Here is a 14,595-nt window from a genome sequence, read left to right as displayed (position 1 = left end):
CGGACGTCCCCTCCTCTCGTCAGCCCGCCGCGGCGGGGGTGCCCGCCACGGCGTCCGGGTCCGCGTCGGTGACCGCGACCAGCGCGGCGCGCACGACCCGGTCGCCGAACCGGTAGCCCCGGCGCAGCACGCCGGTGACCGTCGGCCCGGAGACCTCGGCGGAGGTGTTGTGCTGCACCGCCTCGTGCACCGACGGGTCGAACGGCTCGCCCTCGTGGCCGAACGGTTCGAGACCCGTCTTCTGCAACGAGCTGGTCAGCTTCTCGGCAACGGCCTTGAACGCACCGGTGAGGTCACCGTGCGCGGCCGCGCGCTCCACGTCGTCGAGCACCGAGAGCAGGTCGGTGACGACCTGCGCCTTGGCGGAGGCGACCACAGCCTCGCGGTCGCGCTCCACCCGCTTGCGGTAGTTGGCGTACTCGGCCTGCAGGCGCTGCAGGTCCGCGGTGCGCTCGTCCAACTGGGCCTTCAGCGCGGCGGCCGGATCGATCTCCGGCTCGCCCACCGCGGACTCCGGTGTGGACGGTGCGTGGGTGCCCGCCGGGGCGGGCACCTCCTCGACCGCGTCCCGGACCTCGCCCGTCTCCGGGTCGATCCGGCGTCGGTCGTTCACCACGACCTGCGGCTCCTCGGGGCCGCCCTGCTGCTCGCTCACTGCGCCACCTCGCCGGTGTTCGTCGTGGACAGAGGGAAGGTCACTTCTTGTCCTCGTCCACGATCTCGGCGTCCACGACGTCGTCGGCGCCCGGCTTGGCCTGCGCGCCCTCGCCGCCCGGGGCACCCGCACCCGCACCCGCACCGGCCTCGGCACCCGCGCCGGTGTTGGAGTAGAGCGCGGAGCCGATGGCCTGCGACTCGGTGGCCAGCTTCTCCATCGCCGACTTGATCGCGGCGATGTCGGTGCCCTTGAGCGCCTCGTTGGCCTCGGTGATCGCGGCGCCGACCTTCTCCTTGGTCTCGGCCGGGATCTTGTCCTCGTTGTCCTTGACGAACTTCTCGGTCTGGTAGACCAGCGTCTCGGCCTGGTTGCGGACGTCGGCCTCGTCGCGGCGCTTGCGGTCCTCCTCGGCGTGCGCCTCGGCGTCGCGGACCATCCGGTCGATGTCGTCCTTCGGCAGCGCGGAGCCGCCGGTGATGGTCATCGACTGCTCCTTGCCGGTGCCCAGGTCCTTCGCGCTGACGTGCACGATGCCGTTGGCGTCGATGTCGAAGGTGACCTCGACCTGCGGCACGCCGCGCGGCGCGGGCGGCAGCCCGGTCAGGTCGAAGGTGCCGAGCTTCTTGTTGTCCGCGGCGAAGTCGCGCTCACCCTGGAACACCTGGATGCCCACGGTGGTCTGGTTGTCGTCCGCGGTGGAGAAGATCTCGGAGCGCTTGGTCGGGATGGTGGTGTTGCGCTCGATGAGCTTGGTGAACACCCCGCCCTTGGTCTCGATGCCCAGCGACAGCGGGGTCACGTCGAGCAGCAGGACGTCCTTGACCTCGCCCTTGAGCACACCGGCCTGCAGCGCCGCGCCGACCGCGACGACCTCGTCCGGGTTCACGCCCTTGTTCGGCTCGCGGCCGCCGGTCAGCTCCTTGACCAGCTCGGCCACGGCGGGCATCCGGGTGGAACCGCCGACCAGCACCACGTGGTCGATCTCGCCGACGGAGACGTTGGCGTCCTTGACCACGTTGTTGAACGGGGTGCGGGTGCGGTCGAGCAGGTCGGAGGTGATCCGCTGGAACTCGGCGCGGGAGAGCGTCTCGTCGAGGAACAGCGGGTTCTTGTCGGAGTCCACGGTGATGTACGGCAGGTTGATGTTGGCGCTGTTCGAGCTGGACAGCTCGATCTTCGCCTTCTCCGCCGCCTCGCGGATCCGCTGCAGCGCCATCTTGTCCTTGGTCAGGTCGATGCCGCTGGACGCCTTGAACTTCTCCACCAGCCAGTCGACGACCCGCTGGTCCCAGTCGTCGCCGCCGAGGTGGTTGTCGCCGGAGGTCGCGCGGACCTCGACGACGCCGTCGCCGATCTCCAGCAGGGACACGTCGAAGGTGCCGCCGCCGAGGTCGAAGACCAGGATGGTCTGCTCCTTGGCGCCCTTGTCCAGGCCGTAGGCCAGCGCCGCCGCGGTCGGCTCGTTCACGATCCGCAGCACGTTGAGGCCCGCGATCTGCCCGGCCTCCTTGGTGGCCTGGCGCTGGGCGTCCTCGAAGTAGGCGGGCACGGTGATCACCGCGTCGGTGATCGGCTCGCCGAGGTAGGCCTCCGCGTCGCGCTTGAGCTTCATCAGCACCCGGGCGCTGATCTCCTGCGCGGTGTAGGCCTTGCCGTCGATCTCCTCGGTCTTGTAGTTGGTGCCGATGTGCCGCTTCACCGACTTGACCGTGCGGTCGATGTTGGTGACCGCCTGGTTCTTGGCGGGCTGGCCGACCAGCACCTCACCGTTCTTGGCGAACGCCACGATGGACGGGGTGGTCCGGGAGCCCTCCGAGTTGGCGATAACCGTCGGTTCACCGCCTTCGAGGACGGCGACGACGGAGTTGGTCGTCCCCAGGTCGATGCCGACCGCTCGCGCCATTGTTTCCTCCTGTTGACCGATGCCTTGATTGCCTGTGGTGCGGTTGCCCGCTGAAGTTGAGTCTACCGGACTCAGCTTGGGAACTTGAGCCCTACCCGCTCAACCTTCCTGCACCCACAACGCGGCACCCCGGCTCGGTGTTCCCGGCGTGAGCGCGGTCACTCCCTGGCTCGCGGGCGCGGCGGTGTCCGCTGCGGCGGGAGGGACGTTCGCGCTGGTGGAAGCGATGTTCACCGCGCATGCGGCACTGCCGGTGGCGCTGAGCGCGGCCTGCGCCAGCGTCGCGTCGACGACGCACAGCACCGACTCGCGCATGCGCTCGGCGGGGACCTCGCCCCGCACGGCGCGCTGCAGGTCGGCCGCGACGGCGGCGAGCAGCACGTGCGCCAGCGCGCGCCGGTCGCCCGGCACCCGCGCCTGGCCGAGCAGGTCCGCGACGTGGTCGTGCCACGTCCGGTAGGCCGCGATCCGGTACCGGGTGCCCGGCCGCGCGGTCTCCGCCAGGTGCACGAGGTCGAGGTGGTCGGCGAGGAAACCCAGGTACGCGTCGAAGAACGCGTGCAGCCGCCGCGCCGGGGCCGCCCCCGGCCCCAGCGGCGCCGGACCGGCCGCCACGCGGTCGCGCAGGTCCCGCTCCCCCTCCTGGACCAGCGCCGCGGCCAGGCCGGACTTGTCGCCGAAGCGCCGGAAGAGGGTCCCCTTGCCCACCCCGGCCGCCGCGGCGATCTGGTCCATGGTCACGGTGTCCACCCCGCGCTGGGCGAACAGCCCCCGCGCGGCGATCAGGATCCGCCTGCGGTTGCGCGCGGCGTCGGCCCGCTCGTGGACCACGGGTCGGGCGTTGTCACCCCGGTACGCGTCGTTGTTGGTCATGGCTCAGCCGAACCTGACCACGACGTCGCCCGCGTTGGTGGTGGCGTGCACCAGGTACGCGGCGGAGGTGTCGTTGCCGATCTGGTTGTCGACGTGCCCCGCGTCGCTGCCCGCCTCGACCCGGTACCCGCTCCCCCTGGGCACCGTGATCGTGATCGCCCCCGAGTCCGACTCCGCCCGCACCTCCCCCGCTTTGGTCGTGCGCACCTCGACGCCGCCCGCGTTGGACCGCGCGTCGACCTTGCCCGCGATGCCCAGCGCCTCCACCTTCCCGGAGTCGGCGCGCACGGTGGCGTCGCCCGCGACGTCCCGCACGGAGACGGCCCCCGCCTGCGACTCCACCGCGACCGCGCCCCCGATGCCGACCAGGTCGACGCGGCCCGCGTCGGCCACGACGTTCACCGAGCCCGACACCTTGCGCACCTTCACCTCCCCCGCCCCCGAACGCAGGTTCACCGCCGAGGCGCCCTCGAGGTCGACCGCGCCCGCGTCGACCTCCCCCGAGATCGACACCCCCGCAGGCACGACGACCTCGTAGTCGACCTCGCAGTGGCGCACCGGGCAGGAGCCCAGCACCAACGCGTCCCCTTCGACCCGGTGCGTGACCCCCGGCTTGTCGTCCCGGTACGACACCGTGCGCCGCACCGTGGTCGACGTGCCGGTCCGCAGCGTGACCGCGCCCGCGTCCGTGGCGATCCGGACGGTGCGGATGGTCTGGTCGACCCCCGCGTCGTCGGTGAACCGCTGGTTCGCGAGCGAGCACGCCCCGAGCGAAGACATCAGGACCGCCACCCCCGCGACGGCCACCCCCACTACGACTCTCCGCTGCCCCATCACACACCCCTCGGCGAGAAACCTGCTATGCCACGAAAACTAGGTCCGCCGGGTGGTGCCGGGAATCGGGGACGCCCCCGACTCCGCCCTGAGGTTCTCCCTACCCCTGGGGGTGGACGTCGGGGTAGCGGACTCAGGGACGGTTGCCGCCTGCGTGGCCGTTGCCGCAGGTAAGCCGTATACAGGCTGGTTTGCCCGGACACCGGGTCCGGCGGGTATCGGTACGCGGGTCCGCCGGTTCCCCGGGGCGCGCGGCACCGCTACGGCGACCCGGCCGCACCTGCTTCTTCGATTGGGGTGGTGACTCAGTCCAGGGTGAACGGGTCGTAGCTGATCCGGTCCAGGGGCGTACCCGCGACCAGCATCCGCGACACCGTCGAGCGGATCATGGACGGGGAGCCGGACACCAGGATGTCGCGCTCCTCCCAGGTGCCGAACCGGGTGACCACGTCGGCTAGCGTGCCGTGCTCCAGGCCGTGCACCGCCGCGTCCTGCTCGGACTCGACGACCGCGGTCACGGTCAGCCAGGGGTTGGTCGCGGTGACCGCCCGCAGGTAGGGCAGGTCGTAGAGGTCGGTCCGGGTCCGACCGCCGAGGAACAAGTGGACCCTCGGGTTCTCGCCCCACTGCGCCAGGTCGTCGATGATCGCGCGCATCGGCGCCAGGCCGGTGCCGCCCGCGATCATCAGCACGTCCCGGCCCGCGTGCCGGTCGACCCCGATGCGGCCCATCGGCGGGCCGATGCGCCACTTGTCGCCGACCTTGGCGTGCGCCACCACGGACCGGCTGACCCAGCCGTTCTCCACGCCCCGGATGTGGAACTCCACGATCCCGTCGGCGCGCGGCGCGTTGGCCGGGGTGAAGTACCGCCACAGCCGGGGCCGCTGGGGCACCTCGACGCTGACGTACTGGCCCGGCTTGTACGGCAGGGGGTAGTCCGGTTTCAGCCGGACGACGGCCAGGTCCCAGCCCAGCCGCTCGTGGTCGATGATCTCCGCGGTCCAGTACGCCGGGCCCTCGTCGGCGGCCGCGGCGTCGAGCATCGCGCGGGCCATGATCGTGTAGGCCTCGGCCCAGGCGCGCTCGACCTCGTCGGTCCAGTGGTCGCCCGCGAACTTCTTGACCGCGGCGATCAGCGCCATGCCGACCGCCTCGTAGTGCGAGCTGACCACACCGAACTTGCGGTGGTCGCGGCCGAGCTGGCGCAGGAACGGGACCAGGTCCTCCGGCCGGTCGACCATCTGCACGACGTGCACCAGCGCGCGCAGCAGGCGGGAGCGCTGGACCTGCATGTTGGCCGGGAACATCTCCCTGGCCGAGGGAGTGATGCTGAACAACATCCCGTAGAAGAACTGTCCGACCTGGTCGGAGACCGGTTCGACCACCGCGAAGCTCTCGCGGACCAGGCGCACCATGGTGGAGACCGCGGTGGGTGACTCGGTACGCGCCTGCGAGGTCGGGATCGGACTCACCATTGCGTTCGCTGTCATGATCGGGGGGTTGATTCCACCTCTCTGGCGCCCGTTAGGGCTGTCATCACGGTATTCGCGCATTGATCCCCCGACTGTGTGGACAGTAGACCGGATTTGGCGGGTTGACTGCCCTCATCACACCTTCGTGTCATTCTCGGTAACTGCCCGTGCCCGGGCATCCGTCCAATGGGGTACATCGGTCGTGTGGGCTACGCAACAGCCGTTTCCCGTGAAACCGTGTCGTGCGTGTCCGTCGACCCCATGCCCCAGACGCGCCCCGCTGGTACCGACCTGCTCCGGCTCGGCACGGCGGAACCGCCGCCCGCCACGGTGTGCCCGGTGGGCCCCCGCGAGCCGTCCGGGCACCGCCCGCCCCAGCCGCCGCAGCCGCGCGGCGCGGTCGGGCGGGACCGGCTGACCGGGTCGATGGTCGAGTTCGCGGTGCGGCAGCGGACCGCGTTCGTGGCCACCGCCGACGCCGAGGGCGAGTGCGACTCGGGGCTCTGGTCCGGGCCGCCCGGGTTCATCCGGGTGCTGGACGACCGCCGGATCGCGTGCGCCGCGCCCGATCCGCTGCCCGGCCTGGGCAACCTCGGGGTCAACCCGAACATCGGGCTGCTCATGGTGGACGCGGGTCGGGGCGCGACCGGTCGGGGCGCGGTCGGCCTCCAGGTGAACGGGCGGGCGCGGGTGGTCGACGCGACCGAGCCGGGGGCGCGGCGGTGGGGGCTGCCGACCGGCGGCGAGGTCCAGCGCTGGGTGGTCGTGGACGTGACCGAGGCGTACCTGCACAGCCGCGCCGTGGCAGGCTGAGAAGCGCACCCCCGCACCCGGCGCCGGGGATGTCCGGTTAGCGTTCCGCGCACGGTGGCGGGGAGGGGGCGCGGGGTGTCGGACGGGCAGGCTGAGCAGGGTGACCACGAGGTCGCGGCGCAGGACCTGGAGCGGGAGCTGGCCAAGCTCTTCGGCCGGGTCCGCAGCTATTCGCTGGCGCTGGCGGCGAAGGTGCACCCGGGGCTCGACGGCGCCTCTTACGTGCTGCTGGTCCACCTCAGCGGCATCGGCCCGCTGCGCGCCGCGGACGTCGTCGAGCACACCGGGCTGGACAAGTCGACGGTCAGCAGGCAGATCGCCCGGCTGGAGGAGTTGGGGCTGGTCGAGCGGGTGCCCGACCCGTCCGACGGCCGCGCCCGGCTGGTCCAGTTGACCGAGACGGGCACGGCGCGGTTGGCCGAGGTGCAGGTGCTGCGCCGCCGCAGGCTGCGGGAGAGCCTGTCGGAGTGGTCGACGCGTGACATCGTGGACCTGTCCCGGTTGCTCGGCAGGTTCAACAACGACCTGTAGTGCGGGGGGCGGAGCTTGTGATCGCGCGCACAAAGTCGGACCGCGCTACCCGTCGTTAACCTGACCGTGTGATGCGGATCGGCGCTGGTCACCACCCGCGTGCCGGGTTCCGGTGGGCCGCGGCCCCGGTTGTCCACCGACCTGTGGACAAGCACCTGGGGATTGTGGACAAGTGGATTACTTGTGTGGATAGCTGGCTTGCGACATGTGGGTGACCGCGTGCTCGCGTCACCCCGCTGGGTGATCGGAGCGGGTTCGGGTGGCCATACCCGCGCTGTTCACCCGGTGGGGGTGGAGAGGGCCTAGAGTTGGTTCTAGTTGAGTGGAACAGACTCAACTTTTCTGACGTTGTGTGTGGTGACAAGAGCGTGCGACACCGAGGTGGGAGATGGACGCGTTCAACCCGACGACCAAGACACAGCAGGCGATCTCCACGGCCGCACAGGCGGCCTCCGCGGCGGGCAACCCGGACATCCGCCCGGGCCACCTGCTCGTCGCGCTGCTCGACCAGACCGACGGGCTCACCGCGCCGCTGCTCACCGCAGTCGGCGTCGACCCCACCGTGATCCGCAAGGAACTGGAGCCGCTGCTGCGGTCGCTGCCGTCGGCCACCGGCGCCACGGTGTCCTCCCCGCAGCTGTCGCAGCAGGCGCTGCGGGCGATCACCCACGCGCAGAAGTTGGCCACCGAGCTGGGCGACGAGTACGTCTCCACCGAGCACCTGCTGGTCGGCCTGGCCGCCGAGGGCGGTGACGTGGCGAGCCTGCTCACCAGGCACGGTGCCACCCCGGACGCGCTGCGCGAGGCGTTCACCAAGGTCCGCGGCTCGGCCAGGGTGTCGAGCCCCGACCCGGAGAGCACCTACCAGGCGCTGGAGAAGTACGGCGTCGACCTCACCGCGCGGGCCCGCAAGGGCGAGCTGGACCCGGTGATCGGCCGCGACGCCGAGATCCGCCGGGTCGTGCAGGTGCTGTCCCGGCGCACCAAGAACAACCCGGTGCTCATCGGCGAGCCCGGCGTCGGCAAGACCGCCATCGTCGAGGGCCTCGCCCAGCGCGTGGTGGCCGGTGACGTGCCCGAGTCGCTGCGCGGCAAGCGGGTCGTCGCGCTCGACCTGGGCTCGATGGTGGCCGGTGCGAAGTTCCGCGGCGAGTTCGAGGAGCGGCTCAAGGCGGTGCTCAAGGAGATCACCGGCTCGGCGGGCCAGGTGATCACCTTCATCGACGAGCTGCACACCATCGTCGGCGCGGGCGCGACCGGCGAGGGCGCGATGGACGCGGGCAACATGATCAAGCCGATGCTGGCCCGCGGCGAGCTGCGGATGGTCGGCGCGACCACCCTCGACGAGTACCGCGAGCACATCGAGAAGGACCCCGCGCTGGAGCGCCGATTCCAGCAGGTGTTCGTCGGTGAGCCGTCGGTGGAGGACACCATCGGCATCCTGCGCGGGCTCAAGGAGCGCTACGAGGTCCACCACGGCGTGCGGATCACCGACACCGCCCTGGTCGCCGCCGCCACCCTTTCCGACCGCTACATCACCGCCCGGTTCCTGCCGGACAAGGCCATCGACCTGGTCGACGAGGCCGCGTCCCGGCTGCGCATGGAGATCGACTCCCGGCCGGTGGAGATCGACGAGGTCGAGCGGGCCGTGCGCAGGCTGGAGATCGAGGAGATGGCCCTGGCCAAGGAGGACGACCTGGCCTCCAAGGAGCGCCTGGCCGCCCTGCGCGCCGAACTGGCCGAGCGCCGCGAGGCGCTGTCCGCGCTGACCGCCCGCTGGCAGAACGAGAAGGGCTCCATCGACCGCGTCCGCGAGCTGAAGGAGCAGCTGGAGTCGCTGCGCGGCGAGTCCGAGCGCGCCGAGCGCGACGCCGACCTCGGCCGCGCCGCCGAACTGCGCTACGGCCGCATCCCCGCGCTGGAGAAGGAGCTCGAGGTGGCCACCGCGGCCACGGCGGCCCCCACCCCCGGCGCGGTGATGCTCAAGGAGGAGGTCGGGCCGGACGACGTCGCCGAGGTCGTGTCCGCGTGGACCGGCATCCAGGCGGGCAGGCTGCTGGAGGGCGAGACCCAGAAGCTGCTGCGCATGGAGGACGCGCTGGGCTCGCGGGTCGTCGGCCAGGCTGAGGCCGTGCGCGCGGTCTCCGACGCGGTGCGCCGGGCGCGCGCGGGCGTCGCCGACCCGGACCGGCCGACGGGCTCGTTCCTGTTCCTCGGCCCGACCGGTGTCGGCAAGACGGAGCTGGCCAAGGCGCTGGCGGAGTTCCTGTTCGACGACGAGCGCGCCATGGTCCGCGTCGACATGAGCGAGTACTCGGAGAAGCACTCCGTGGCCCGGCTCGTCGGCGCGCCCCCCGGCTACGTCGGCTACGACCAGGGCGGCCAGCTGACCGAGGCGGTCCGCCGCAGGCCCTACACCGTGGTGCTGCTCGACGAGGTGGAGAAGGCCCACCCGGACGTCTTCGACGTGCTGCTGCAGGTCCTCGACGACGGCAGGCTGACCGACGGCCAGGGCCGCACGGTCGACTTCCGCAACACCATCCTGGTGCTCACCTCCAACCTGGGCTCCCAGTCGATCACCGACCCGGGCCTCGACGACCGGGGCCGCCACGACGCCGTGATGGCCGTGGTGCAGCGGCACTTCAAGCCGGAGTTCCTCAACCGCCTCGACGACGTGGTCGTGTTCCACTCGCTGGCCACCGAGGAGCTGACCGCGATCGTCGACATCCAGGTCGCGAAGCTGGGCAGGCGGCTGACCCAGCGCAGGCTCACCCTGTCGGTCTCCACCGGGGCCCGCGACTGGCTGGCGCTCAACGGCTTCGACCCCGTCTACGGCGCCCGCCCGCTGCGGCGGCTGGTGTCGTCGGCGATCGGCGACCAGCTGGCCAAGCAGCTGCTGTCCGGCGACATCCGCGACGGGGACACCGTCGAGGTGGACATCGCGGACGACAACTCGGGCCTGGTCGTGGCCCGGGCGAGCGCCTAGCGGCCGGCTCGGGTGGGTCCGGCGGCGCGCTCGCCGGACCCACCCGTGAAACCCGTTCGCAAAACCCGTTCGCGACACACCGGTCGTGGTCGGGGCCGTGATCTTGAACATGGGCAGCGGGCGACTACGCTGCCCTACGTGGGCATTCCCGCGTGGTTCTGGTTTGTGGTCGCGGTCGTCGCCGGTGTCGGGGGCGGCCTGTTCCTGCTGCGCGATCGGGCGCGGCTGACCTCCCGAAACCGCGAACGCAGGCGGTGGGCGGCGTTGCGCGGGTGGCAGTTCACCGAGGCCGATCCGGCCCTGCCCAAGCAGTGGACCGGCGGCGCCGTGGCCTACTACGGCGACGGCGTGGCCAAGGACGTCGTCACCGGCTCGACCTTCACCGCCGACGGCAGGCGGAAGGTCTTCGTGTTCGACCTCGAGGCCGGTGGTCGGATCAACGTGGTGGTCGCGGCCGTGCAGTGCAAGCGCGTGCACCCGGTGGTGCTCGAGCTGTGGGTGCCCAGCACCCCGTTCCAGCGCGAGCACATGCCCGAGCTGCTCGGTCCGGTCGGCCAGCGGTACGCCTTCGTCTCCGACATCGCCGCGGCCCGGGCGCTGATCACCCCGGACCTGGTCGACGCGACGGAGGAGATCGGGCAGGACATCGCGGTGGCCTGGATCGAGCGGGGCTGGGTGCTGGCCGCCGCCGCGCCCGGGTCGAGCCCGTCGCGGCTGGAGCGGCTGCTGCGCGGCATCGGCGAGATCGCCGACGTGGTCGACCCCTTCGACACCGACGAGCGCCCGCTGCGCGTCGTGCCGTCCCAGGCCGAGGACGCGGCCGACGAGCGCACCGGCACCGACGACTGATAGCCCACCGCTCGGCACCGACGACTGACAGCCGAACACCACTGACAGCCGACCACCGGGGTCCGGGCCTGTCCACCCCACAAGGTCGACCATTCGAACCCCGCCGAAACATTGGCGCACCGCGCTCGTGGTTTGTCAGGATTTCCCTGCTCACCGCGGGTGGGGGGTGCCCGCGGTGAGGCCCAACATCGTCGTGCCGGTTCCCGTGGTGGATACCGCTTAGTAGGTTGGCGCCATGCCAACAGCGCTCATCACCGGGGCCACCGCGGGAATCGGCGCGGCATTCGCCCGGCGGCTGGCCGCCGACGGGTACGACCTCGTCATCGTCGCCCGCACCACCGAGCGGCTCAAGGAGGTCGCGGGTGAGCTGACCGCCGCGCACGGCGTGCAGGTGCAGACCCTGACCGCGGACCTGTCCACCACGCGCGCCCGCAAGCGGGTCGAGGCGCGGTTGGCCGACCCCGAGCGGCCGGTGGACCTGTTGGTCAACAACGCCGGGTTCGGCACCCGCGGCGCGTTCGCCGAGGCCGACCCGGACTGGCTGCAGAACCAGCTCGACGTCAACGTCACCTCGGTGCTGCGGCTGACCCGCGCCGCGCTGCCCGGCATGCTCGCCCGCGGCCACGGCGGGGTGATCAACGTGTCCAGCGTGGCGGGCTTCTTCCCGGCCACCGGCGCCTCCTACTCCGCGACCAAGGCCTACGTGACCGCGTTGTCCGAGGGCCTGAGCGCCAACCTCGCGGGCACCGGCGTGCGGGTCGTGGCGCTGTGCCCCGGCTTCACCCACACCGAGTTCCACCAGCGCGCGGGCGACGACCCGAAGGGCCTCGCGCAGCTGCCCGACTTCTTATGGCTCGAAGCCGACCGGGTCGTCGCCGACGCGCTGGCCGACCTCCGGCACAACCGCGACCGCTCCGTCCCCGGCCTCCAGTACAAGGCGCTGCTGGGTGTGACCAAGCTCCTGCCGCGCGGACTGCTGAGATTCCTTCAGCAGCGGGCCTCGGGTGACCGCGACCGGGGCTAGGCTGCCGGCCATGACGACACCGCAGCCCGGGTGGTACCCCGAGAACCCCGGCTCATCGGTCCTGCGCTGGTGGGACGGCCAGAACTGGACGAACCAGACCCAGCAGGGACAACCGGGGCAGCAGCGCGCCGCCGGACCGCAGCCGCCGCGCAGCGACGCCAGCGGCTGGGAGATCCCGCTCGGCGGGGCGCAGGACCCGAACAAGATCCGCGAGCAGCAGCGCCGCGCGGGCGTCGGCCAGGTCGGCCAGGGTGGCGGCACGCTGTTCACCGAGCCGGTCCTGGTGGTCAACCAGAAGGTCAAGCTCATCGAGATGAGCAACGAGTACTCGGTCTTCGACCAGCAGGGTCGGCAGATCGGCTCGGTGGCCCAGGTCGGGCAGAGCGCGCTGAAGAAGGTCGTGCGCTTCCTCGGCAGCTACGACCAGTTCTTCACGCACAAGCTCGAGGTCCGCGACCTCAACCACCAGGTCGTGCTGCGGCTGACCCGGCCCGCGAAGGTGTTCAAGTCCCGGATGGTCGTCGAGCGCGGCGACGGCGCGCCGGTCGGCGAGATCGTCCAGCAGAACGTGTTCGGCAAGATCCGGTTCAGCTTCGTGGTCGGCGGCCAGGAGATCGGCGGCATCCAGGCGGAGAACTGGCGGGCGTGGAACTTCGCGATCCTCGACCACACCGGCACCGAGGTCGCGCGGATCACCAAGACCTTCGAGGGCATCGCCAAGACGCTGTTCACCACGGCGGACAACTACGTGCTCCAGGTGCACCGCCCGCTGTCGGACCCGCTGGTCAGCATGGTGGTCGCCTCCGCGCTGACCGTCGACACCGCGCTCAAGCAGGACAGCCGGGGCTTCGGCTGATCCGCCCGGCATGAGAGGCTTGCTCCCCGTGCGAACCGCTCCCTTCGTCGACCCGTCCACCAAAGGCGAACTCGCCCGCTTGGTGACGGAGCTTGCCGTCGTGCACGGCAAGGTCACCCTCGCCTCGGGCAAGGAGGCCGACTACTACGTCGACCTGCGCCGGGCCACCCTGCACCACGCCGCCGGTCCCCGGATCGGCGTCCTGCTGCGGCAGTTGACCGCGGACTGGGACTACGTCGCGGCGGGCGGGCTCACGCTCGGCGCCGACCCGGTCGCCCTGGCCATGATGCACGCCGCCGCCGCGGCCGGTGAGGTGCTCGACGCCTTCGTCGTCCGCAAGGACACCAAGGCGCACGGCATGCAGCGGCGGATCGAGGGCATCGAGGTCGCCGGTCAGCGGGTGCTCGCGGTGGAGGACACCTCCACCACCGGGAGCAGCGTGCTGACCGCGGTGGACGCCCTGGTCGAGGCCGGTGCCCAGGTGATCGGCGTGGTGACCGTGGTGGACCGCGGCACCGGCGCCAAGGAGGCCATCGGGGGGCGCGGGTTGCCGTACCGGTACCTGCTCGACTTGGCCGATCTCGGGCTCGCCGAACGGGCGTAAGCGAGTTCCCACCTATCGCGGGTGATGGGCGACCGGTCTCCGGTCCGCATCCTGACCTGCGCTGACACGGTGGTCACCCCCCAACTCCGGGTACCTTGGAAAGTGCTCGCCGAGTTCTCGGTGTTGGGGAGGTGGCCCGGTGTTCGGTCTGCTCGCAGGCGCGACCGTGGTCGCGCACTTCGCGGCGCTGCTGTACATCGGTCTGGGGGGCTTCCTGGCGTGGAAGTGGCCCAGATCGATTCTCCTGCACGTGTTCTTCGCGGTCTGGGGCGTGATCGTCAACCTCGCGCCCGTGGCCTGCCCGTTGACCGCGCTGGAGAACTACTTCCGGGTGCAGGAGGGCTTGGGCCCGCTGCCCGGCGGTTTCAACGAGTACTACATCTTCGGCACGATCGTGCCGGACGACATGGTCGACGTCGTCGCCGTCGGGGCGCTGGCGGTGCTGACCTCCTCCTACGTGGGTGCGTACGTCCTGTGGCGGAACCGGAAAAGAACGGACCTGATGGTCCTGGTGAAGTAGTCCCGCTCGACGAGGCCGTGCTCGGCCCGACGGAGTGGGTGTTCGGCGAACCGGTCGGCGTCGGGCCGTGGCCCGGCGAGTGGCCCGACGGCGACCAGTACGACCCGGAGCTGCTCGCGGGCGGCGACCGCCGCAACGTCGTCGACGCCTACCGGTACTGGCGGCGCGACGCGGTGGTCGCCGACCTCGACCGGCGCAGGCACGGTTTCCACGTCGCGATCGAGAACTTCCAGCACGACCACAACATCGGCACCGTGGTCCGCACGGCCAACGCCTTCGCCGCCCGCGCGGTGCACATCGTGGGCCGCAAGCGGTGGAACCGGCGCGGTGCCATGGTCACCGACCGCTACCAGCACGTGGACCACCACCCCACCGTGGAGTCCCTTGTGGACTACGCGGTCACCGGTGGGCTGGCGGTGGTGGGGGTCGACAACACCCCCGGCTCCGTTCCACTTGAGACGGTCAGCCTGCCCGCGCGCTGCGTGCTGGTGTTCGGCCAAGAGGGGCCGGGGTTGACCGAGGCCGCGCGCGGCAGCGCCGACCTGCTGGTGTCGATCGCCCAGTTCGGCTCCACCCGGTCGATCAACGCGGGGGTGGCGGCGGGCATCGTCATGCACGCGTGGGTGCGGGAACACGCGGACCTCGACCGCGCCTGGTGACGACGGCATCCTG

14 protein-coding genes are annotated in these 14,595 nt (G+C 71.4%); 9 read left to right on the top strand and 5 right to left on the bottom strand.

Features of this window, described 5'->3' with window-relative positions:
* Positions 1 to 19: 19 nt before the first annotated feature.
* From grpE to CLV40_RS13540, 5 genes are all read right to left on the bottom strand, one after another.
* On the bottom strand, positions 20 to 655 hold the full coding sequence (grpE, locus tag CLV40_RS13560; RefSeq protein ID WP_104479234.1) for a nucleotide exchange factor GrpE: 636 nt from the start codon (positions 653 to 655) through the stop codon (positions 20 to 22).
* Between the two features lie 40 nt (positions 656 to 695).
* Complete coding sequence (gene dnaK / locus CLV40_RS13555; RefSeq protein WP_104479233.1) at positions 696 to 2,561, bottom strand: molecular chaperone DnaK; 1,866 nt, start codon at positions 2,559 to 2,561, stop codon at positions 696 to 698.
* Positions 2,562 to 2,660: 99 nt separating this feature from the next.
* Positions 2,661 to 3,434 carry a TetR/AcrR family transcriptional regulator gene (locus CLV40_RS13550; RefSeq protein WP_104479232.1) on the bottom strand — a complete coding sequence of 258 codons (774 nt, stop codon included), beginning with the start codon at positions 3,432 to 3,434 and terminating at the stop codon, positions 2,661 to 2,663.
* 3 nt (positions 3,435 to 3,437) lie between these two features.
* Positions 3,438 to 4,268 carry a DUF4097 family beta strand repeat-containing protein gene (locus tag CLV40_RS13545; RefSeq protein WP_104479231.1) on the bottom strand — a complete coding sequence of 277 codons (831 nt, stop codon included), beginning with the start codon at positions 4,266 to 4,268 and terminating at the stop codon, positions 3,438 to 3,440.
* Between the two features lie 305 nt (positions 4,269 to 4,573).
* Entirely contained in the window at positions 4,574 to 5,758 is a 1,185-nt protein-coding gene (locus CLV40_RS13540) for an FAD-binding oxidoreductase (RefSeq protein WP_181043484.1), read from the bottom strand.
* A 228-nt stretch (positions 5,759 to 5,986) separates the two neighbouring features.
* Here CLV40_RS13540 and CLV40_RS13535 point away from each other — a divergent pair, with 228 nt between their 5' ends.
* From CLV40_RS13535 to CLV40_RS13495, 9 genes are all read left to right on the top strand, one after another.
* A complete protein-coding gene (locus CLV40_RS13535; RefSeq protein ID WP_181043483.1) occupies positions 5,987 to 6,553 on the top strand; it encodes a pyridoxamine 5'-phosphate oxidase family protein in 567 nt (188 codons plus the stop codon).
* Positions 6,554 to 6,628: 75 nt separating this feature from the next.
* On the top strand, positions 6,629 to 7,084 hold the full coding sequence (locus CLV40_RS13530; protein WP_181043482.1) for a MarR family winged helix-turn-helix transcriptional regulator: 456 nt from the start codon (positions 6,629 to 6,631) through the stop codon (positions 7,082 to 7,084).
* 388 nt (positions 7,085 to 7,472) lie between these two features.
* Positions 7,473 to 10,070 carry an ATP-dependent chaperone ClpB gene (clpB, locus tag CLV40_RS13525; RefSeq protein ID WP_104479228.1) on the top strand — a complete coding sequence of 866 codons (2,598 nt, stop codon included), beginning with the start codon at positions 7,473 to 7,475 and terminating at the stop codon, positions 10,068 to 10,070.
* 138 nt (positions 10,071 to 10,208) lie between these two features.
* Positions 10,209 to 10,919 (top strand): type III secretion system chaperone family protein, encoded by a 711-nt coding sequence (locus CLV40_RS13520; RefSeq protein WP_104479227.1) that lies wholly within the window; start codon positions 10,209 to 10,211, stop codon positions 10,917 to 10,919.
* A gap of 235 nt (positions 10,920 to 11,154) precedes the next feature.
* On the top strand, positions 11,155 to 11,943 hold the full coding sequence (locus tag CLV40_RS13515; RefSeq protein WP_104479226.1) for an SDR family NAD(P)-dependent oxidoreductase: 789 nt from the start codon (positions 11,155 to 11,157) through the stop codon (positions 11,941 to 11,943).
* Positions 11,944 to 11,953: 10 nt separating this feature from the next.
* A complete protein-coding gene (locus CLV40_RS13510) occupies positions 11,954 to 12,799 on the top strand; it encodes an LURP-one-related family protein (protein WP_104479439.1) in 846 nt (281 codons plus the stop codon).
* 10 nt (positions 12,800 to 12,809) lie between these two features.
* Complete coding sequence (pyrE, locus tag CLV40_RS13505; protein WP_104479225.1) at positions 12,810 to 13,403, top strand: orotate phosphoribosyltransferase; 594 nt, start codon at positions 12,810 to 12,812, stop codon at positions 13,401 to 13,403.
* A 139-nt stretch (positions 13,404 to 13,542) separates the two neighbouring features.
* Complete coding sequence (locus CLV40_RS13500; RefSeq protein ID WP_104479224.1) at positions 13,543 to 13,923, top strand: DUF2784 domain-containing protein; 381 nt, start codon at positions 13,543 to 13,545, stop codon at positions 13,921 to 13,923.
* A gap of 17 nt (positions 13,924 to 13,940) precedes the next feature.
* Complete coding sequence (locus tag CLV40_RS13495) at positions 13,941 to 14,582, top strand: TrmH family RNA methyltransferase (RefSeq protein WP_181043481.1); 642 nt, start codon at positions 13,941 to 13,943, stop codon at positions 14,580 to 14,582.
* Positions 14,583 to 14,595: the final 13 nt, after the last annotated feature.

The sequence above is a fragment of the Actinokineospora auranticolor genome (assembly GCF_002934265.1).
GTDB lineage: Bacteria > Actinomycetota > Actinomycetes > Mycobacteriales > Pseudonocardiaceae > Actinokineospora > Actinokineospora auranticolor.
This window is presented reverse-complemented; position numbering and strand designations above follow the sequence as displayed.